Annotated in this window: 13 protein-coding genes and 1 pseudogene; 4 read left to right on the top strand and 10 right to left on the bottom strand. The window is 63.5% G+C overall.

Annotation, left to right across the window (positions count from 1 at the left end):
* Positions 1-30: 30 nt before the first annotated feature.
* Positions 31-837: a response regulator gene (locus ABIA45_RS32250; protein ID WP_035997648.1), complete on the bottom strand. Its 807-nt coding sequence runs from the start codon at positions 835-837 to the stop codon at positions 31-33.
* A 231-nt stretch (positions 838-1068) separates the two neighbouring features.
* On the opposite strand from ABIA45_RS32250, the gene ABIA45_RS32245 reads away from it, so the two are divergent.
* Both ABIA45_RS32245 and ABIA45_RS32240 read left to right on the top strand, forming a co-directional pair.
* Complete coding sequence (locus tag ABIA45_RS32245; RefSeq protein ID WP_025032292.1) at positions 1069-1302, top strand: NepR family anti-sigma factor; 234 nt, start codon at positions 1069-1071, stop codon at positions 1300-1302.
* Positions 1302-1850 carry a sigma-70 family RNA polymerase sigma factor gene (locus ABIA45_RS32240; protein WP_018316216.1) on the top strand — a complete coding sequence of 183 codons (549 nt, stop codon included), beginning with the start codon at positions 1302-1304 and terminating at the stop codon, positions 1848-1850. Before ABIA45_RS32245 ends, ABIA45_RS32240 begins: the two co-directional genes overlap by 1 nt.
* A 97-nt stretch (positions 1851-1947) precedes the next feature.
* Here ABIA45_RS32240 and ABIA45_RS32235 read toward each other — a convergent pair whose 3' ends face one another.
* From ABIA45_RS32235 to ABIA45_RS32225, 3 genes are all read right to left on the bottom strand, one after another.
* Positions 1948-2646: a nitroreductase gene (locus ABIA45_RS32235; RefSeq protein WP_271545789.1), complete on the bottom strand. Its 699-nt coding sequence runs from the start codon at positions 2644-2646 to the stop codon at positions 1948-1950.
* Positions 2647-2780: 134 nt separating this feature from the next.
* Entirely contained in the window at positions 2781-5012 is a 2232-nt protein-coding gene (locus ABIA45_RS32230) for a CHASE2 domain-containing protein (protein WP_404654788.1), read from the bottom strand.
* 142 nt (positions 5013-5154) lie between these two features.
* On the bottom strand, positions 5155-10944 hold the full coding sequence (locus ABIA45_RS32225) for a VCBS domain-containing protein (RefSeq protein ID WP_404654787.1): 5790 nt from the start codon (positions 10942-10944) through the stop codon (positions 5155-5157).
* A gap of 657 nt (positions 10945-11601) precedes the next feature.
* On the opposite strand from ABIA45_RS32225, the gene ABIA45_RS32220 reads away from it, so the two are divergent.
* On the top strand, positions 11602-12333 hold the full coding sequence (locus ABIA45_RS32220) for a transglutaminase-like cysteine peptidase (protein ID WP_404654786.1): 732 nt from the start codon (positions 11602-11604) through the stop codon (positions 12331-12333).
* 178 nt (positions 12334-12511) lie between these two features.
* Positions 12512-13624, top strand: a pseudogene (locus tag ABIA45_RS32215) (lysozyme inhibitor LprI family protein); the annotation flags it as partial.
* A gap of 225 nt (positions 13625-13849) precedes the next feature.
* Here ABIA45_RS32215 and ABIA45_RS32210 read toward each other — a convergent pair.
* From ABIA45_RS32210 to ABIA45_RS32185, 6 genes are all read right to left on the bottom strand, one after another.
* A complete protein-coding gene (locus tag ABIA45_RS32210; RefSeq protein ID WP_035997612.1) occupies positions 13850-15049 on the bottom strand; it encodes an ABC transporter substrate-binding protein in 1200 nt (399 codons plus the stop codon).
* 81 nt (positions 15050-15130) lie between these two features.
* Positions 15131-16969: an AMP-dependent synthetase/ligase gene (locus ABIA45_RS32205; protein ID WP_404654785.1), complete on the bottom strand. Its 1839-nt coding sequence runs from the start codon at positions 16967-16969 to the stop codon at positions 15131-15133.
* A 95-nt stretch (positions 16970-17064) separates the two neighbouring features.
* Positions 17065-17853, bottom strand: coding sequence for an ABC transporter ATP-binding protein (locus ABIA45_RS32200; RefSeq protein ID WP_271545800.1), 789 nt, complete (start codon positions 17851-17853; stop codon positions 17065-17067).
* Positions 17854-17856: 3 nt separating this feature from the next.
* A complete protein-coding gene (locus tag ABIA45_RS32195; RefSeq protein ID WP_035997604.1) occupies positions 17857-18615 on the bottom strand; it encodes an ABC transporter ATP-binding protein in 759 nt (252 codons plus the stop codon).
* On the bottom strand, positions 18612-19763 hold the full coding sequence (locus ABIA45_RS32190; RefSeq protein ID WP_404654784.1) for a branched-chain amino acid ABC transporter permease: 1152 nt from the start codon (positions 19761-19763) through the stop codon (positions 18612-18614). Before ABIA45_RS32190 ends, ABIA45_RS32195 begins: the two co-directional genes overlap by 4 nt.
* Positions 19764-19768: 5 nt before the next feature.
* Positions 19769-20644 (bottom strand): branched-chain amino acid ABC transporter permease, encoded by an 876-nt coding sequence (locus tag ABIA45_RS32185; RefSeq protein WP_036021277.1) that lies wholly within the window; start codon positions 20642-20644, stop codon positions 19769-19771.
* Between the last annotated feature and the right edge of the window lie 24 nt (positions 20645-20668).

Raw genomic sequence — 20668 nt, 5'->3', positions numbered from 1 at the left:
GCGCCGCCCTTGTGTTCGATAGGCCTTTTCTTACGCCGCCGGCGCCTTCGGCGTGCGATTGCGCGAGTTGCGCTGGAAGAACAGGGCCTGGCTCGCCACCGCCGATACCATCGCGGGCTGGAACGGCTTTGAGATCAGGAACGCCGGCTCGGGACGCTCGCCGGTGAGGAAGCGCTCCGGATAGGCCGTGATGAACACCACCGGCACCTCGAAGGTACGCAGGAGCTCGTTGACGGCGTCCAAGCCCGACGAGCCGTCGGCAAGCTGGATATCGGCAAGGATCAGGCCGGGCCGCTTGTTCTTGGCCAGCGCGACCGCATCGGCATGGGTGCGCGCGACGCCGACCACGTTGTGGCCGAGATTCTTCACCAGGCTCTCGAGGTCCATGGCGATGAAGGTCTCGTCCTCGATGATCAGCACGTCGGTGGCGATCTCGGCGGCCATCTCGCGTCCGGCTGCGTCCGCAAGACGGCGCGTCTCGGCGACGTCGGTGCCGAGAATGAAGGCGACTTCCTCTTCCGAAAAGCCCTCGAGCGAGAGCAGCAGGAAGGCCTGGCGCGGCAGCGGGGTGATGTTCGACAGCCGCCGTTCCGGCGGCATCGGCAGGGTCGTCACCTCGGCATCGTCGTTGATCGAGACTGAGTTCCAGATCTGGGTGAAGAGCCGGAACAGGCCGGCCCGGGGCCCATGGTTCTCGTCGAGCACCGACGGATCGCCCAGCATGGCTTCCAACATCGCGGCGACATAGGCGTCACCGGAGGCCTGGCTGCCTGTCAGAGCCCGCGCGTACCGGCGCAACAACGGCAAGTGTTCAGCAACTACCTGTGAACGGGACATCCCCACTCCATTCGTCTTCGGGCCAACCTTGAGGTCCAATCCTGAGGTCAGGCATCACGCGGGGGGCCCAGGTTCCCCTGCTGGGCTGTCTACGCCTCACAACAACAAAAGTTCCGCCGAGCTGGGAACTTTTTGGCGCAGCTGGAATTGTGCCTATCCAGGGAACGGCTCCCGGTTGAGAAAACTTCTCGATTTTACAGTCACTTAACTCGGGGAAACGTGGAACAGGTCATGAAAGATCTCAAGTCTCAAGCCAGCAGAAGCACGACCCCCGGCAAGGGAGGCCTGACTCCGGAGATTCAATCCCGGATCGGGCACCAGTTGCGCGCCATGTACGACGATGTCGTGCGACAGGGGGTTCCGGATCGGTTCGCAGAACTGATCAAGAAGCTTGATGCGCCGGGAGCGTCACCCCACGTGGAAAATGAGGGCGGATCCAACGACAACAACAATGGGAGGGATTGATGCCTCTCACGGACTCCCTGCGTAACGACATCTTGGCGGCCGTGCCTAGTCTGCGCGCCTTCGCCATCTCGCTCAGCGGCAATGCGGACCGCGCCGACGATTTGGTCCAGGAGACGCTGCTGCGTGCGCTCGCCAACATCGACTCGTTCCAGCCCGGCTCCAACCTGCCGGCCTGGCTTTTCACGATCCTGCGCAACCTGTTCCGGTCCGACTATCGCAAGCGGCGGCGCGAGGTCGAGGATGCCGAGGGCAATTACGCCAAGACGCTAAAGACCCAGCCCTCGCAGAATGCGCACCTCGAATTCGAGGAGTTTCGCACCGCGCTCGACAAGCTTCCGCAGGATCAGCGTGAAGCCTTGATCCTGGTCGGCGCGTCCGGCTTCTCCTATGAGGACGCCGCCTCGATCTGCGGCTGCGCAGTCGGCACCATCAAGAGCCGCGTGAACCGCGCCCGCTCGAAGCTCGCCGCGCTGCTCTATGTCGACGGCGCCGAGGATTTTGGGCCTGACGAGACCGTGCGGGCCGTGATCGGCGGCAGCGGCGGCTGACCGCCGCCGTCAATCGCACCGGAACGAGACGAAGACGGCCGCTTCCACGGCTGTCTTCGCGCGCGTCTGACGCCGATGCGTCCGGCTCACGCCGCGATTACACATCCACGAAGGTTGCGGTCTCGGCCACGCTCGCCCGCGAAGTGCGGTAGCTGTTGACCTGGTGCGCATGGTCCGCATAGCCGAACGAGATACCGCAGACGACGCGGCGGTCATCGGGCAGATCGAAGTGGCGGCGGATCAGGCCGGAATGCCGCGCCAGCGCGGCCTGCGGAATAGTGCCGAGCCCGAGCGCCTGCGCCGCCAGCATGAAGTTGGAGACATAGGCGCCGCAATCGATCGCACCGTAGATACCGAGCGGCTCGTTGGTGTGGATGACGGCGACATGCGGTGCGCCGAAGAAATTGTAGTTCTCCAGCGCCTGCTTGGCATAGGCCGCCTTGTCGCCGCGGGCGATGCCGAGCGTGTTGTAGAGTTGGAAGCCGCTCTCGCGGCGGCGATCGAGATAGACCCCGACATATTCGCGCGGTGGCGTGAAGTCGTAGTCATCGCCGAGGCCCTTCGAGGCCTCCGCGTAGATCGCCTTGCGAAAGCGCTCCTTGGCCTCGCCACTGGCGATGATGACCTGCCAGGGCTGGCTGTTGCACCAGGACGCCGTGCGCTGCGCGGTCGCCAGCACATGCTCGATGGTGGCGCGATCGACCTCCTTGGGGAGAAATGCGCGAACGGAGTAGCGCTCGTTGAGGAGCTCTTCGAGCACCTCGATGCGGTCGTTCTGTCTCACTTGTGCGTCCATCACTCAGCTCGCCTTTTTCTTCTGGTTGGCAGAGGCGCCAAGCGCCGTCCCCACCGCCATACTTACCTCGATGCACCTGCATATGGTAGGCAGGCTTTGTTCTGCCCACCCAGCGCGAGCGGTGACCGTGACACCTATTTGGTCAGCAGGGCATAGGCACCGGTCCAGCCCTCCGGCGGCGGATCGATCTGGAAATCCTTGATTCGCGCCTCGTAAAGCCTGAACAGCTTCTCCAGCGTGTCGGCGTCCTCGCTTTTGCGGCCGCGCTCGATCGCATCCAGTGCGCCCTGCCAGTCGCGGCTGCGGTAGCAGCCGAGCATCTCGATGGTGATGTTGCGCAGCCGCTGGAACGCGGCCGAATACATCACGTCCTCGCGGCCGGCGATGGCGTAGATCACTTCCGGCTCGGTCTTGCCCTTGACCATGATGAAGTCGAGCTCGAGGATCGCGAACTTCTCCTTGGCGGCGAGCGCCGTGCGCGAGCCCACGATGATCGGAAATCCGTACGCCTTCGACTGGCCCTCGAGGCGCGAGGCCAGGTTCACGCTGTCGCCGAGCACCGAATAGTTCTTCTTCAGGTCGGACCCCATGTTGCCGACCACGCCGATTCCGGTGTTGAGACCGATGCCGACATTGAGCGGGATGTAGACGTGGCCGCCGTCGGCGGCCTCCTGCTCGCGCTCCTTGTTGACCTCGTCGATCTGCTCGAGCATCTGGATCGCGGCTTCGCAGGCGTTGATCTCGTGCTCGGCGTCGTCGAGCGGCGCGTTCCAGAACGCCATGATGGCGTCGCCCATATACTTGTCGATATAGCCCTTGCGGTCGATGATGACGTCGGTCAGCGGCGTCAGGAAGCGGTTCATCAGCTCGATCAGCCCCTGCGGATCGTGCTTGTAGCTCTCGGAGATCGTGGTGAAGCCGCGCACGTCGGAGAACATGATCGTCATCTCGCGTTCCTCGCCGCCGAGCACGAGCTTTTCCGGCGACTGCGCCAGCTGCTCGACCAGCACAGGCGACATGTATTGCGCGAATTGCCCGCGGATCTGCACGCGCTGGCGCTGCTCGCGCACGAAGCTCGCAAAGATCAGCGTCAGGTAGACTGCGGTCGTCGACAGCAGCGGATAGGTGAAGTCGATGAGATAGCGGTGCTGGGTGTAGGAGAACCAGGACACGCCGATCAGGATGGCCGCGAAGGCCGCGCCCACCAGCACGAGGCGGACGGGGCCGAGATTCGGCGTGAAGATGATGACGAGCAGGCCGATGATCAGCGCCGCGATCAGCTCGACGCCCAGCGCATAGTTCGGCTGCGAGATCACCGCGCGGCTCAGCACGCCCTCCAGCACCTGGGCATGGATCTCGACACCCGGCATGGCCCGGGACACCGGCGTGGTCTTGATGTCGTTCAAGCCGCCCGCGGAAGTGCCGACCAGCACTAGTTTGCCGGCAAACCTCGTGGGCGGCACCGCATTGTCGAGCACGTCGACCGCGGAGACGTAGATCGAAGGATCCCGGCGGGCATAGTGCACCCAGAGCTGACCGTTCTTGTCGGTCGGAACCTCCAAACCCTTGAGGCGGATCGACTTGATACCAGTCTTATCGGTACGGACCAGCAGGGTCGGCGTGCCCGTGACGACGCGCAGGATCTCGAGGCTGAGCGAGGGCATGATGTTGCCCTGGGCGCGCATGATCATCGGCACGCGGCGGATCAATCCGTCACGCTCGGTCCGGATCGAGAACAGGCCGCGGCCGGCCGCGGCCATCTCGATGACCGGCACATTGCGGAGCAGGCCGGGGAATTCGAACAGGAAACGCTCGGCCCCGTCTTCTCCCACCGTGGCCACCCCCGTGAACGGCAGCGACTTGTCGAGCTCGGACAAGACCTCCGGAAGCCCGGTCTCGCCCAGCACGACGAGCGAGCGCTTGATCGCGTCGGCGAGGATCTGATCGTTGCTCGGCAGCTCACGCAGCTTGGCGCGGGTCGCGTCGTCGAGATAGCGCATCTGGCTCGCGACCTGATCCGGGTTGAGCCGGTCGGCTTCGGAGAAGACCACGTCGAAGCCGATCGCCACCGCGCCGTTGTTGGTGAGGTTCTGGACCATGTCGGCGATGCGCGAGCGCGGCCAGGGCCACTGGCCGAGCCTGGCGAGGCTCTTATCGTCGATATCGACGATGACGACCGGCCGCGCCGCCTTCTCGCGCGGATCGATCAATTGAAACATGTCGAAGGTGCGCAGCCGCAATTCCTGGATCGGCGGCGGATCCCACAGGCGCGCGCCCGCGAACAAGACCAGCAGCGCAAGGCAGATCAGCCGCGCAAGGCCGAACTTCCGCGCAAACCACCGCCGCAGGATCTTGAGACGTTTCATGCCAGTCAGACTTCCTGTCCCGGACGATGCCGGGCGCACCGATCATGGAGCGTCGGCAGACGGTTGGCTATTCCCTTAGTGCCGAGGATTATGGATTTTTTGCCGCGGTCGAGGTGCAAGCCGGGAGCGCCGCCTGCTTCCACTAGCCGACGTGAGTGCCGAAAATGAAATCGCTGGACTGGAGATTCGCGACGGCGACACCCTTGAGCAGGATCGTCTCGTGGCTATCCAGCGTAAGCAACGTGCCGCCATCCTGCGCGGCGGTCGGGGCAAGGTCGTTCAAGGAGCCGATGCCGCTGAACTGCCGTAGGTCGATCTTGTCGAGGCCGTACTCGAAATCATTCACGGTGTGCTGAACCGAATCCTGCGACGAGGCCGGTGCGAATACGAACTGATCCTTGGCACTGCCGCCGATCAGCGTATCACTCGACTCGGTCGCGAAAATGACGTCCTTGCCGGCGGTGCCTTGCAGGGTCATGCCCTGGCTCTCGGCCCCTTCGACGAAGATGAAGTTCACAGTGTCGGAGCGGCCGGCGGAGTCGGCAATGGTCAGCGTGATCTGATCGGTGGCGGGCAGCTCCGCCTCGGGATCAGCGCCGGTCGGCTCGTAGACGATGCCCGCGCCTTGCGCGAGGGCGGTGTTGATCTGCTCGAGCGTACCGGTCGTCGGATAAACACTGGCGAGGCTGACGTCCGGATTTGCGGTCGACAGCGTGACCGTGAAAGTGTCCGTCGCGGCGCCGGGATCGGTGTCGGTAATCATGAGATCGGTGATGATCTCGTTGCTGTTCTCGATGATGTGCTCGACCTGGAAGCTCTCGGTGTTGATGACCGGGCCTGCACCGTCGTCCGCACCGGTCACGTTCACCTTGAGCGTTGCCGTGTTGGTCGCACCATGGATGTCCGTGGTCTGGAGCGTGAACGTATCGACATACGAGCCGTCCGCCAAAGCATTGATCGCAGCATCATTTGGAACGTAGCTGTAGCTGCCGTTGGAATTGACCGTCAGCGAGCCGTAGAGTCCCGCGACCGTCGTGGCCGCCTGGTGATCTGAATTGAGGACGGCATAGGTCAGCGTCGCCGTCTCACCGCTGTCGGCGTCGGTCCCGGCCAGTTGCCCGGTGAGATTGGAGAAGGTGTCGTCGTCAGCGGTGTCCGTGAGCGGGCCGATGTGGAGATCGGACAGCGTCGGTGCGTCGTTCGTGCCGGTGACGTTGATGGTCACGACCGCGCTAGTTCCAAAGCCCTGAGCATCCGACGGAACGATGGTGTATTGCAGCGATAGCGTCTGACCGGCGGCGAGGAAGTCGAAGGCCTGGCCGGCCGAGTTGAACTGCCAGGTAAACTGGGCGTGGGTCGCCGTGCCGTTGAGAATGTCGCCGGACGGCACGGTCAGATAGTTCAGGAGATCGGCATGCGACAGCCCGCCGACGCTGCCCGTTTGCAACACGTTGTCGAGCTTAACCTGCACTGCATCGACCGATACCGTGACGTGATCGGTCGCGTCGACGTCGGAGACCGCCAGCACGCCATGCGAAAGCTGGCCGCCATTGGTCTCCATCAGATCGGCAAATGCGCCGCCCGGCCCGGAGGTCCCGCTGGCCCAATCCGCATCACCTTCAATGGCGAGGCTCTTGGTGGGGTTGACCGTATTGGAGGCCGTGCTCCCGCTGCCGTCGCCAAACGTATAATAGGCGGCCAGATTGGCCTCGTTGCCGGTGAGCGCGGTGAAGTCGTACGACTGGATTTGCGCCTGCGTGAGTGCGGTGGTCCAGACGCTGACATCGGCGATCGAGCCGGTGAAGCCTTGCGTGCCGAAGCCCGGAGCGTACCTGCCGCTCGCCGCTCCGATCATCATGTAGGACGGTTCCTGAGCGCCAGCGATCGCGTTGACGCCGCCACTGTGGGAATAGACGACGTTGCCATCGACATAAAGTGTGAAGATGCCGTCGTCGCGCGTCAAGGCGAGGTTATGCCATTGCCCCGCAGTAAGCGCGAAGCCGGTATCCTGGATCTCGACGCCGCCCTCGAGAATCGCGATCTCCAGCTTGCCGCTTATGACGGTGCCCATGAGGCCGAAACCGGTGGTCGAGGTATTGCCATTGTAGAACAAGACTTGGCTAGCGGAGGCAGCGTCTCCGTTCCAGTTCACCCAGCCGTCCAGCGTCACGTCGTCGGTGGCGACCGTCGGTACGTCGCCGACCGCGATGGTCGCACCGTCGAAGTTCATGTAGTCCGACGTCACATAGGAGACGGTCGGCGCATCGTTGGTGCCGGTGATGGTGACGGTGACGTCTTGCGTGACCGTCGCGTTGTGATTGTCCTTGAAGGTGACGGTGTAGACCTGAGTTATGGTCTGCCCTTCCGCCAGCGACTGCAGCACGGGATCGCTGTTGTCGAGCGTGAAGTGCCAGTCGAGCGTCGCGCCGTTGCTGGTGTCGGCGTTGGATTCGGACACCGCGCCGATGGAGAAGGTGCCGATATTCGTGCTGTCGTCCTCGAATCCCGGCAGAGTTGAACTGACGGACGATGACTTGAACTGCACCTGCGCCGTATGGGTGTCGATCAGGTCAACGTCCTGGATCGCCAGCGTACCGCTGGTCGTTAGCGAGGCGCCGTCATCCTCGGTAACCGCACCCGTTGCCGCCTCGGGATCGCTCGTGATCGTCGGCGCGTCGTTGGCGCCGTTGATCGTGACAGTGACGTCCTGGGAGACCTGTGCACCGTGATCGTCAGTAAAGGTGACGGTGTAGACCTGGGTGATGGTCTGGCCATGCGCCAGCGATTGCAGCACCGCATTGTCGTTGTCGAGGCTGAAGTGCCAGCCCAGCGTCGCGCTGTTGTCGGCATCGGTGTTGAACTCCGCGACCTCGCAATCGATCGTGAAGGTGCCGAGCGGCGTATTACCATCGAAGCCCGGGAGATGCGCGTTCGACGTCGCCGACTTGAACACGGCTTCCGCGGTGTGGGTGTCGATCAGGTCGACATCCTGGATCGCCAGCGTGTCCTCGATCGAAAGCGTCGCGCTATCCTCGGTGACGGCTCCGGCGGCATCCGCGGCGCTGCTGGTGATCGTCGGCGCGTCATTGGCGCCGTTGATCGTGACGGTCACGTCCTGCGAAACCTGCGCGCCGTGGTCGTCGGTGAAGGTGACAGTGTAGACCTGGGTGATGGTCTGGCCCTTGGCCAGCGACTGAAGCACCGCGTTGTTGTTGTCGAGGCTGAAGTGCCAGCCCAGCGTCGCAACATTAATGGTGTCGGTGCTGAACTCCGAGACGTCGGTATCGATCGTGAACGTGCCGAGCGGCGCGCTGCCGTCAAAACCGGGCAGATGCGCGTTCGACGTCGCCGACTTGAATGCGGCCTGCGCGGTGTGGGTGTCGATCAGATCGAGATCCTGAATCGCAAGCGTGCCCTCGATCGACAGCGTCGCGCAGGCATCCTCGGTGACGCTGCCCTTTGCAGCGTCTGCATCACTCGTGATGGTCGGCGTGTCATTGGTGCCGGTGATGGTGACCGTGACGTCCCGGGTGACGGTGCCACCGTGATGGTCGTCGACGGTCACGGTGTAGACTTGGGTGATGGTCTGGCCTTCGGCCAGCGACTGCAGCACCGGATCGTTGTCGTTGAGCGTGAAGGTCCAGCCCACCGATCCGCGCGTGCTGACACCCGGACTCTCGCTCACCGCGGTCAGCGCGAAGGTCCCGATATGCGAGGTGCCGTTGCCGAAGCCGGGCAGATGCGCGTTCGACGTCGTCGACTTCAGGACGTAACTGGCAGTGTGCGTATCCGTGAGATCGGGGTCGTTGAAGGCGATGGTGCCGTTCGCCGTCAGGGTTGCCGCCGTATCCTCTGTCACCGCTCCGGTGGGCGTCGTCGAGTCCTCGACGATCGTCGGCAGGTCGTTGGTGCCCTCGACATTGACGTCCGCGCCGTTGATGGACACCGTGAGCGGCGTGCTGACGACACCGCCGTGACCGTCATCGACCTGCACCACGTAGTTGAGGATAAGCTTCTCGTCCTCGGCAAGAAAGTCAAAAAGATGGTCGGGAACGCTGTAGGTCCAAGTTGCCGTGCCGTTGTTGCCGTTGCCGGCTCCCTGAACAACGGTCAGGGGCACCTTGACAGCAGAGATCGCCGCGAGCTGCGCCGGCGTCAACGTCGCGGTGATGTCGTTGCCTTCCGCGTCGAGATATTTGAACGGCTGCGTGGACGAGAGTTCGGCGCTGACGATCGGCCGGTCCGTCAGATCGACGTCGGTGAAGGTGACCGTGCCGGTAATGACGTCGAGCGCCTCGTTGCCGGTCCCGACCTGCTCAATGACGGTGCCGCCTGATGTCGCCACCGTCGGCTTGTCGTTCGTTCCCGTGATCGTGATGGTGATCGGGATGAACTTGGACTCGGGGTTCACCGCGAAATTGGTGTCGACGCGGACCATGTAGGTCAGCGTCAGGGTTTCGCCAGCCGCGAGGAAATCGAAGACGTGGTCGGGGATCGTATAGGTCCAGACCGCCGAGCCGTTGTTGTTGTTGGCGGGGTCGGCGACGACACTGATCTGGATCTGCGTCGCCGCGATGTCCTGCTTCTGCAGCGCCGTGAGCGAGCCGGTGACGTCCTGCTGGCCGGCGTTCTTGTAGACGTAGTTCGGCGCCTCGGCGAGGCTCACGCTCACCGTCGGCAGGTCACCCAGATTCTGATCGACGAATCTGATGATGCCGGAAATCGTGTCGGCCTGCGTGTCGCCGGTCGTGCCCGCGCGCTCGGTCAGCCCGAACGCCGTCTTCACGTTGCCAGTGGCGTCGAAGCTCTGAACGATCGGCTGGCCGGGAATGCGTACGATAGGCGGCGTGGAGGTAGTGGGCTTCTCCGATCCCTGCGGATTGAGATTGACGAATGTCGCGGTGACGGTGGCGCCAGACGCCGACTTGAGCAACACCTCATAGCCGAACGGCGTGATCGTATCGGTGTAGTTCGTGGTCAGCTTGGTGTTGGTGTTGTTGTCGGTGAACTTCAGCGTGAACACGTCCGTGATCAGCTTCTGCACCTCCGGCGACATCAGTGCATTGGTGATCGAGACGTTGCCGCCGCTGATCTGGATCATCTGGCCGGCCTGGTTGACCGTCGCGATCGGCAGCAGCGTGACCTTGTCGAACAGGATGTAGGAGCCGGTCGTGCCGTTCGGCTCGACCAGCACCTGGAAGCTCGCCTGCGGCTGCGGATCGCCGCCGCCGGCGGGAACGACGAAGTTGATCTGGGTCAACACCGCCGTGCCGCGGATGCCCATGGTGGCGACCGGCGTGTCGACCTTCATGTCGCCGCGCTTGGCGGTTTCGCCAGCGACGAAGGTGATGGTGCCCGCGACGAGGCTGAGCAGCGAGGAATTGTTCGACCCGTTGGGGTCGTAGACCATCTCGTTCAGCACCATCCGCGCGTTGGAGGACAGGCCGAACACGGTGCCGTCAATGAAGGTGATGCCGAGCGTCGAGTCGGAGCCGGTCGAGACCACGTCGCCCTTCTCGACGTTGTCGCCATTATTCAGGATGACCGAGACGCCGTTGCGGATCGCGGTCGCGCTGCCCACGAGCTTGGTGACGTGACCGATGACCTGGCCCGCACCGGTACCGGGCGCGGCCTGGGCAACCTGGACATGGCCGGTGAGGGCGTTGACGACGTCGCCGCTGAGGTGGGCGCCGTCGGGCGAAGCGAGCGCGGCGCGCTTGTCGCCCCTGAAATAATCGTGAACGACGAATTCGTGACCGTCGTGGGACAGCACGAGGTCGAGCCCGGCACGCTTGAACTCGCCGTTGAAGATCAGATTGGGGTCGGGAACAACGAACGCGCCGTCAGGCACATGGCCGTGCGCCTTGGCAATGAAGGGCTTGGCGGTAAAGGAATCGGCAAAGGCGGGCGAACTGGAACCCTGGCCGTCCAAAGACGTCGCGGCGTCAAATTTGCCAGCGTAATTCAACCGGGCACCGTAAAAAGGGTTAAAATCTAAGTAAGTATCGACCGCTTAAGCTTGCTTAGCATTACCAAGTCCTTAGCGAAACCATCTATTGCTTGTGTGATTTCGCGTCACTTGACCGTAAGAGCCTGCGCGGCGCGGCGCCCTCCCAGAGGAGCGGAAGTCATTTTTCCAGAGCTTCCAAGTCGAAATAAACTTAGATGCGCGCATTCCCCCTCACCCCAAGTCCTCTCAAGTAAAATGCGTAGAATGGATACTTGCGTTATCTTTTGTTCGTGACGCCCTGCAACATCCTGCAGCAAATACGGCGTTAATTCTGTGACCTAACTAACAGAACCCGTGAAATAGCGGGCCGTTAGCCATAGGCGCCAGATTCGCGGCCCTCGCAACTTCTGCCTGCAATTGGTTCCATTTCGCGGCAGCGGGACCGCTCCTAGCCCCCGAATCATAAAATTTTACGCAATTCGAGCGGGTCCGGTTCAGCCTGTCACCCGGTTTTGGAACCCCAGCCGACCGCGTTAAGCAGAACAAAATGGCCCGTCTCGCACTATCTCCACGAAAGCAACAAAGCCCGGCACGTCGAGATCGAGGGGGATCTCGTGAAGCCTGGGAAGGGGATGTCAGATGGAGACCGCTGCTCGCTCGCGCGCCTGGCGCGAAATCCTTGTCATGTGCGGCTTGATCCTGCTCGGATCGGCCGCCGAGCTTCGCGCCGGCACGCTGCTGTCGCCCGGCGCCGGCGTCCTCGTGCGCAAATCCGCCGAACCGTTCGGCGTGTTCGCCTTCGCCATCTCGTCCGGTGGCCTGCAGCAGCGATGGTCCGCGCTGAAGGACAAGCTCGACGACGACATGGTGCAGCTCGCGCTGTGCGACGGCGACCGGGACAATTGCGCTTCACCGGCGGCGCTCGAGCTGCTCGCCATCGTCGACCACGCCCGCGCCCGCGACGGTCGCGCGCGGCTCGGCGAGGTCAACCGCGCCATCAATCTCGCCATCCATGCCGCCAATGATGGCACCGACGACGTCTGGAGCTCGCCGCTTTCGACCTTCGCGCGCGGGACCGGCGATTGCGAGGACTATGCCATCGCCAAGCTGGCCGCGCTGCGGCTGACGGGAATTGCCTCTGAAGACCTCCGCATCGTCGTGGTGCGCGACATCAGGGCCGGCGAGGCGCACGCAATTGCCGCGGCAAAGCTCGACGGCCAATGGCTGATGCTTGACAATCGCCGCATGGCGATGGTCAGGGATGACGCGACGCGGAGCTATCAGCCACTGTTCGTGCTCCACCAGTCGGCCGTGCTGAAATATGTCGACGAGCCGGTGCAGGTCTCGATGGCGGCCGCGGAGGCGCGTTGATCGCTCGTAGCCTGGATGAAGCGCAGCGAAATCCGGGACTCTTACCACTCGCACCGGCCCCGGATTAAGCTTGCGCTCCATCCGGGCTAAAGACCTTCCACTGCTCGCCCCCACAAACCCATTTCACCGCGCAAGACCAGGCGCTAGCATGGCGCCTTCCGTGCGGGGGCGACTTGGAATGCGATTCATCGTGCTGTCTGTGCTTGCGCTGCTGGCATTGCCGGCGGTGCCCGCGTCCGCGCAATCCGACCGCGCGATCGCCGACAGGCTGCCGCTGTTTGCCAGGAACAACTGCCAGCTGATTCGCGACCCCGGCAACCAATTGTTCTGCGGTGATGCCGCGCTTGCCGCCGCCGCCGAGAAGCTGAGCATCGCGATCGAGGCGCGGCTCGCCCGCCTGCCGGATCGCCTGCCCGCTATCGAGGAGAATGCGATCTGGGTCCGCCAACGCAACCTCAGCTGCGGCATCGTCGGCCAGACCGCGATCCGCCCCGACCAACTCGAGGCGGTCAAGGCGTGCCTGCTCAAGGTCACCGAGGAGCGGGCCGCGATCGTTCGCGATCAGGATTTCGACTGCCTTGCGGCCAACACTGCTGCGGGCGCGGTGATCTGCGCAGACCCCTCGCTGACGCTTGCCGAAACCGAACTCAACGACCAGGTGCTCGGCCTGATCGGCAAATTGGACCCGACTGCGGCACGCTTTGCCTTCGCCGAATATGGACGGTGGACGCGCGAGCGCGACCGCAAATGCAATCTGGTCGGCAAGGAGAACGTGCCGCTGCAGGAGCTGGAATCCGCGGAGGACTGTCTCGCCGAACATTTGAAGCGCAAGACCGACGAAATCCGCGCCGCGAAAGGCGATCCCAAAAAGGTGTTCGGCCGGCAGGTCGCGGCCCGCATCCCCGACGCCGACGCCGTCGATTTCTGCGCCGCGCGGATTCATGCGGCCAATTCCTGCGGCAACTTTCTGCGCATCAACCGCGTCTATGCGCTCGACAGCCAGGTGACCGACCAGGAGGCACAGGTCACGGGCGAAATCGAGATGGCGGTGCTCGCCCCCTTCACCGTGTGCAGCAGGATCGCCTCCATCTGCACCGGCACCTGCTGGGACGCCACGACGGGTCGGCCGCAGCAGGGAGCCGGCAACAAGACGCGCTCAGCAGACGTCTTCAACGTCTCGCGCCGGCTGCGGGTCCAGCGAACCTTCGCCTTCGTCAAAGCCGCCGACGGCTGGCGCTGCCGGGAAGACGAGCTCGCCCCGGTGAACGCGGGCACCGCGGGCGGGGGATCGCAGGGACTCTCCTCTGAGGGCAGGGCTATCGCATATGGTGTGAATAATGCTTCGGCGTCGGGACTGCGCTCCCTCCCCCGCTCGCGGGGGAGGGTTGGGGAGAGGGTGTCTCAGCGGCGGGATTGTCGAGAAATGCAGAGGCTGTCCCTGCGCGGCGAGAGCCCTCACCCGCCGCGCTCTGCGAGCGCGTCGGCCTCTCCCGCAAGCGGGAGAGGCGAACACGCATCAGAACATCAGATTGTCCTTCACCAGCACCCAGCGGCCGCCCTTGACCTGCTGCACCTGGGTGATGGTGTTGGCGAGGTGGTCGGTCTTGGAGAACTTGGTGGGCGGCGAGTTGAAGATGTCGAGGAATTTCTCGCCCGACTCGAGCGCATCGAGCATCTTCTGCCCGGTGAGATCCTTGCCGGCCTTGTTGGCGTAGAACGCAAACGTCATCATGGCATTGTAGCCGATGATGGCTTGCGTGTTGGCGTCGGCGTTGAACATCTTCTTGTAGTTGACGAGCCAATCCTTCACCTTGCCCTTGGCGGTGTCCTCATAAGGTATCTCGAAGCCGCTGGCAGCATAGAGACCCTCGACGGCGTCCTTGCCCAGCGCAGGAACCTCCATCACGTTCGTGGGGGTGGCCCCGAGGAAGGTGACGTCCCAGCCGAGCTTCTTGGCTTCGGTCATCGCCCCGATGGTCTCGCGCAGCACGGTGCCGAGCACGACGAGGTCGCAGCCATCTGACTTCATCTTGGCGATCTGCGCGCTGAAATCGGAGGCGCCGCGCTTGTAGCTCGTGATCGAGGCCGGCTGCGCCTTCATGGCAGTGAGCTGCTGATTGAAGCCATCGAGCACGTTCTTACCGTACTCGTCGTCCTGATGCATGATGCAGGGCTTCTTGAAGCCCTTCCACTCGATCATGTATTTCACCGCAGCCCGCGTGCTCTCGACATAAGGCAGCAAATTGTTGAACTTCAGGCGCTCCTGCGGCTTGGCCGGGTCGAACTTGAAGGTGAATTCGGCCGCCGTCAGCGGGAACAGCTGCAGGACACCGGCATCGAACAGGATGTCTTGCGCGGCGAGCACCGTCGGTGATCCCATCGGCCCCACCATCGCGAAGATCTTGTCGCGCTCGATCAGCTTTTGCGACGCCAGCACGGCCTTCTTCGGATCGTAGCCGCTGTCCTCGACGACCAGCCGGATCTTGCGGCCGTGAATTCCGCCGGCCGCATTGATCTCCTCGGCCGCCATCTTCATGCCGTTTGCGACCGGGACACCCCATCCCTTGATCGGACCCGATAGATCCTGGTGAGTGCCGATGACGATCTCGGTTGCCGAGATGCCCTCGTTGGTGACCTTGGTCTGCGCTGCGGCCGGCAGACAGGTGAGCACCACGGCACCCACAGCAAGGCCGAATGCGCTGAACGATTTCGACATTGACGTCTCCTCTCCTAAAGGCCCGTATTGCACGAAGGGCAGGGCCACAGCTCCTTCGCTTTCTCGAAATGGACCGACTCGTCACGCCACCGCACGCTCGCGATACATCGCCTCGATCTCGGCGGCGTAGCGCTTGTTCACGAAGCCGCGCTTCAGCTTCATGGTCGGCGTCAGCTCCTCGTCCTCGGGCGTGAGCTGGCGCTCGATCAGGTAGAACCTCTTGATGGTCTCGACGCGGGCAAAATTGCCGTTGACCTGCTCGATCTCGCGCCCGATCAGGTCCTGGATCTCCCTCGCCCGGCACAGGCTGGCATAATTGGTGAAGGGGATGTCGTGATCCTGGGCGAACTTCTCGACATTCTCCTGGTCGATCATCACGAGGCAGGTGAGATAGGGCCGCTTGTCGCCGATCACGACCGCGTCGGAGATGTAGGGCGAGAACTTGAGCTGGTTCTCGATCTCGGACGGCGTGATGTTCTTGCCGCCCGAGGTGATGATGATGTCCTTCATCCGGTCGGTGATGCGGACGAAGCCCTCATTGTCGATGGTGCCGACGTCACCGGTGTGCAGCCAGCCGCGGGAATCGATCGTCTCTGCGGTCTTCTCCGGCTGGTTCAGATAGCCCATGAACAGGAAGTCGCCCTTGATCAGGATCTCGCCGGCGGGCGACAGCGCGACCTCGCCCCAGGGCACCGCGGTGCCGACCGATCCGAGCTTGATCTTGTCCGCGGGCATCATGGTTGCGACCCCGCAATTCTCGGTCTGACCGTAGACCTCGTGCATGTCGATGCCGAGCGCCAGATACCAGCGGATCAACTCCGGTGCGATCGGGGCTGCGCCGGTGAACGCGATGCGGCAGCGGTCGAGCCCGATCATGCGGCGGATGTTGCGGAACGCGACCAGGTAGGCGATGCGGTTGGCGATGCGCAGCGACAGCGGCACCGCCCTGCCCTCGAGCCGGCAATCGACCATGCGGTAGCCGATGCCGATGGCACGGCGATAGACCCATTGCTGCAGCGGCGTTGCATCCTTCAGCGCGATGGTGATGGCGGAATAGAATTTTTCCCAGACGCGCGGCACCGCCAGAAAGGCGGTCGGCTGCACCTCGCGCAGATTGTCAGGCACGGTTTCCGGGCTCTCGGCAAAATTCATCACCGAGCCGAGCGCGACCGAGATGTAATAGCCGCCGATGCGCTCCGCGACGTGGCAGAGCGGCAGGAAGACCAGCCGGTCCTCGTCCTCTCGCGCGGGTATGAAGTCGTTGGCGTGCCGCATCTGGTGGGTGACGCTGCGGTTGGCGTGCATCGCGCCCTTGGGCGGACCGGTGGTGCCGGACGTATAGACGAGGATCGCGAGATCGCCGGCGCTGCGGCTGTCGATCATCTCCTGCCACAGCGCTTCGCGGCTGACCATGTGGTTGCGGCCGAGCGCGCGAAACTCGTCGAGCGACATCACCATATCGTCGGAGAAACCGCTGAGGCCCTCCATGTCGAACACGATGATCTTCTGCAAGCTGGGGCACCGCGCGCGGCAGGTGAGAATCTTGTCGAGCTGCTCCTCGTCCTCGGCGAAGATCACCTTCGTGGCGGAGTCGTTGACGAGATATTCGACCTGGGACGAAGAATCTGTCGGATAGATTCCGCTGGAGACGCCGCCGGCGCACAATATGCCCATGTCGGCGTAGACCCATTCGGGCACGGCATTGGCGATGATGGAGGCGACCTCGCCGGGCATGAAGCCGACGGCGCGGAGCGCGTAGGCGATCTCTTTGGAGATCTCCAGCCATTCTCGCCAGCTCGTCGGCTGCCAGATGCCGAACTTCTTCTCGCGGATCGCCGGCCTGTCGCCCCGCGTCTCGGCGGCGCGCAAGAAGCTCTTCGCGATCGTATCAGCGACCGTCAGCACCGCCGGTCGGGCCATGCACCTCTCCTCCTTGTCGCCTTCCCTCCACTGCCTGCCTTGCCGGCCGGTCTTTGCTCAACGTTGGGCAAGCTCATCTTACTGCCAGCTCGTCCTCACCGCCACGTCTTCTTCTTTTTCCAGCGCCGCTCGCCGCGCGCGCCGGCTTCCTTGGCGCCAAGGTAGAATTCCTGGATGTCCTGGGAATGCATCAAGCGGTCGCAGGTATCGTTCATCACGATACGGCCGATCTCCAGCACATAGCCGTAATGGGCGGTTTCCAGCGCCACCTTGGCGTTCTGCTCGACCAGCAGGATCGACATGCCCTGCTCCTCGTTCACCCGGCGGATGATGGTGAATATCTCCTTCACCAGCAGCGGCGACAGGCCGAGCGAGGGCTCGTCGAGCAAGAGCAGCGTCGGCCGGTTCATCAGCGCGCGCCCGATCGCGAGCATCTGCTGCTCGCCGCCGGAGAGCTGGCCCGCCGGCTGGTTGGTGCGCTCCTTCAGGCGCGGGAAATAGCCGTAGACGCGCTCCATATCCTCCGCGACGCCGTCCCGATCCTTGCGTGGATAGGCACCCATCATCAGGTTCTCGCGCACCGTGAGAAACGGGAACACCTCGCGCCCCTCGGGCACGTGGCTGAGGCCGAGGCGCACGATGCGGTCGGCCTCCATGCGCTGGATCGGCTTGCCCATGAACTCGATCGCGCCCTTCTGCGGATCGAGGATGCCGGAGATGGTCTTCAGCACGGTGGTCTTGCCGGCCCCGTTGGCCCCGAGCAGCGTGACGATGCGCCCGCGCGGCACCTCCAGCGAGATGCCGCGGATCGCCATGATCGGCCCGTAATAGCTCTCGATGTTGGAGAGCTTGAGGATGATATCCTGGGGCGCAGCGGCATCCATCGGTCAGGCTCCCAGATACGCGGCGACGACGTCGGGGTGCTGCTGCACTTCAGCGGGCGAGCCCATCGCCAGCACCCTTCCGTAGTTCAGTGCGATGACGCGATCGGAGACCCGGTTGACCAGCGACATGTCGTGCTCGACCATCAGCACGGTGATACCGAGCTCGGTCCTCATGTCCCGAATCCAGAACGACATGTCGCCGGTCTCCTCCACGTTGAGACCCGAGGACGGCTCGTCCAGCAGGATCAGCTTCGGCTCCGAGCATAGCGCGCGCGCCAGCTCGATCACCTTGCGCACGCCGTAAGGCAGGCCCGAGATCAGCTTGTCGCGATAGGGTTCGAGGTCGAGGAATTCGATGACCTGCTCGACCCGGCGGCGGTGAACCTTTTCGTTGGCTCGCACGCTCGGCAGGAACAAGAGCTCCTGCCACAGCTGCGTGGTCGAATGGCGGTGGCGGCCGACCAGAAGGTTCGACAGCACGGTCGCGTTCTCGAACAGCTCGATGTTCTGGAAGGTACGGGCGATGCCGAGCTTGGCGATGTCGTAGGGCGGCTGCTCGGTGATGTCCTGGTCCTCGAAGAAGATGCGGCCCGAGGTCGGCCGGTAGATCCGCGAGATCAGGTTGAAGATCGAGCTCTTGCCGGCTCCGTTCGGCCCGATGATCGAGAGGATCTCGCCCTTCTCCACCGCGAACGAGACCGCATCGACCGCCTTGAGGCCGCCGAAATGCAGCGACAGGTTCTCGGCGCGGAAATAGCTCATCGATTGCGCTCCGACTTCACGTAGATCTTCTGCCGCTTGAAGGTGGCGCGCTTGTAGAGCGGGAACAGCTGGAAGAAGAGCTTGATCTTGAGCCAGCGGCCGTAGAGCCCGAGCGGCTCGAACAGCACGAACAGCACGATGATGATGCCGTAGATCGCGCCTTTCAGACCGTTGAGCGAGGCGAAGGCCGCGACTTTCGCCTCGATGTTGCCCGCAGTCGCCGTGCCGGCCCCGAACGCCGCGGCAATGCCGGCGATGATGCCGGGCATGTCGTCCTTGAGATAGGTGAGGAACGGGTCGATCATCACGATGAAGATCGCGCCGAGCACGGCGCCGTGCAGGCTGAAGGTGCCGCCGATCAGGATGACGATGATGAACTCGATCGAGAGCTGAAGCGTGAACATCTCCGGCGAGATGAAGGAGAGCTTGTGCGCGAACAGGACGCCGGCAAAGCCGGTGATCGCGGCCGAGATCGCGAACGACTTCACCTTGTAGAGCGCGACATTGACGCCCATGCTGCGCGCCGCCGTCTCGGAATCGCGGATTGCGACGAACGCGCGGCCCGTCGGCGAACGCAGCAGATTGAGCGTGCCGACGATGGTCAGCACCAGCACGGCGAGGCAGAGGTAATAGAAGGTCGGGCTGTCGCGCGGCACGGCGACGCCGAGCAGCGACAGCGTCTTGACCCGCATGCCCTCGTTACCGTGGGTAACGCTTTCCCACCGCGCCAGGATCTCCTCCACGATCAGGGCAAACGAGATGGTGGCGATGACGAGATAGATGCCGGTGAGGCGCAGCGCCGGAAAGCCGACCATCGCGCCGATGATGCCGGTCAACAGCCCGGCGGCGAGGAAGTAGACGGGGAACGGCACGTTGTATTTCTGCAAGTACGCCGCCGTGTAGGCGCCGATCGCGAGGAATGCCGCGTGCCCAAGCGAGGCCTGGCCGGTGAAGCCGGTCAGAATCAGCAGCGCCACGCCGACGATCGCATAGATGCAGACGAAGACGAGCTGGCTCATCAGATAGCTGGAGAGCACGTGGGGCGCGATCAGCAGCAGCGCGAGCAGAACGCCGTAGGTGACGACGTAGCCCGAATGCGGGAACAGCTTGATGTCGTCCTGGTAGTCGGTCTTGAACAGGAAGCGCATGGCGTTCAGACCTTCTTGCGGACGTGGAGGCCGAACAGGCCCTCGGGCTTCAGCAGCAGCACGGTCAGCAGCACGATGTAAGGCGCGGCGTCCTTCCAGCCCTCGGGCAGGTAAAAGCCGGCCATGCTCTCGATCACGCCGATCAGGACGCCGCCGACCACCGCGCCCGGGATCGAGCCGAAACCGCCGAGCACGGCGGCGGGAAATGCCTTCAGGCCGAGCACGAGGCCGACATTGGAGTGGATGAAGGTGATCGGCGCCAGCAGCACGCCGGCGCAGGTCGCGACCGCCGCGCTGATCGCCCAGACCACCGCCACCACGCGCTTGACCGGAATGCCCATGTAATAGGCCGCCAGCATGTTCTCGGAGCTGGCGCGCATCGCGGTGCCGAGCGTGGTCTTGTTGAAGAACAGCCAGAGCAGGGTGCACAGGATCATCGTCGCTGCGATCACCGAGAGCTTGTCGTAGGCGAGCACCAGCGAGCCCATGCGCAGCACGCCCTGGCTGAACGGCGTCTCGATCTTCAGGTCGTCGGTGCCCCAGATCATCCCGGCGACCGAACGCAGAAAATAGCCGAGACCGATCGTGACCATGATGATGGAGAACTGGGGATAGCCGAGGATCGGCCGCACGACCACCCGCTCGGCCAGCATGCCGAACAGCGCCATGGCGGCGACCGCACCGGCGAAGCCGATCCAGTAGTTCAGGCCCATCATGCCGATGAAGGTGAAGGCGAAGAAACCGCCCAGCATCATCAGATCGCCCTGGGCAAAATTGACGACTTCGGTGGCCTTGTAGACGAGCACGAAGCCGAGCGCGATCAGGCCGTAGACGCAGCCGAGCGCAACACCGCTGACCAGCTGCTGAACGAAATCCAGCATTGACGCGCGTCCTCCCCGATGCAA

This window comes from Bradyrhizobium sp. USDA 336 (genome assembly GCF_044908355.1).
GTDB classification, from domain to species: Bacteria; Pseudomonadota; Alphaproteobacteria; order Rhizobiales; family Xanthobacteraceae; genus Bradyrhizobium; species Bradyrhizobium yuanmingense.
Note: the sequence above shows the minus strand (reverse complement) of the source record. Positions and strands in the feature narration are given on the sequence as shown.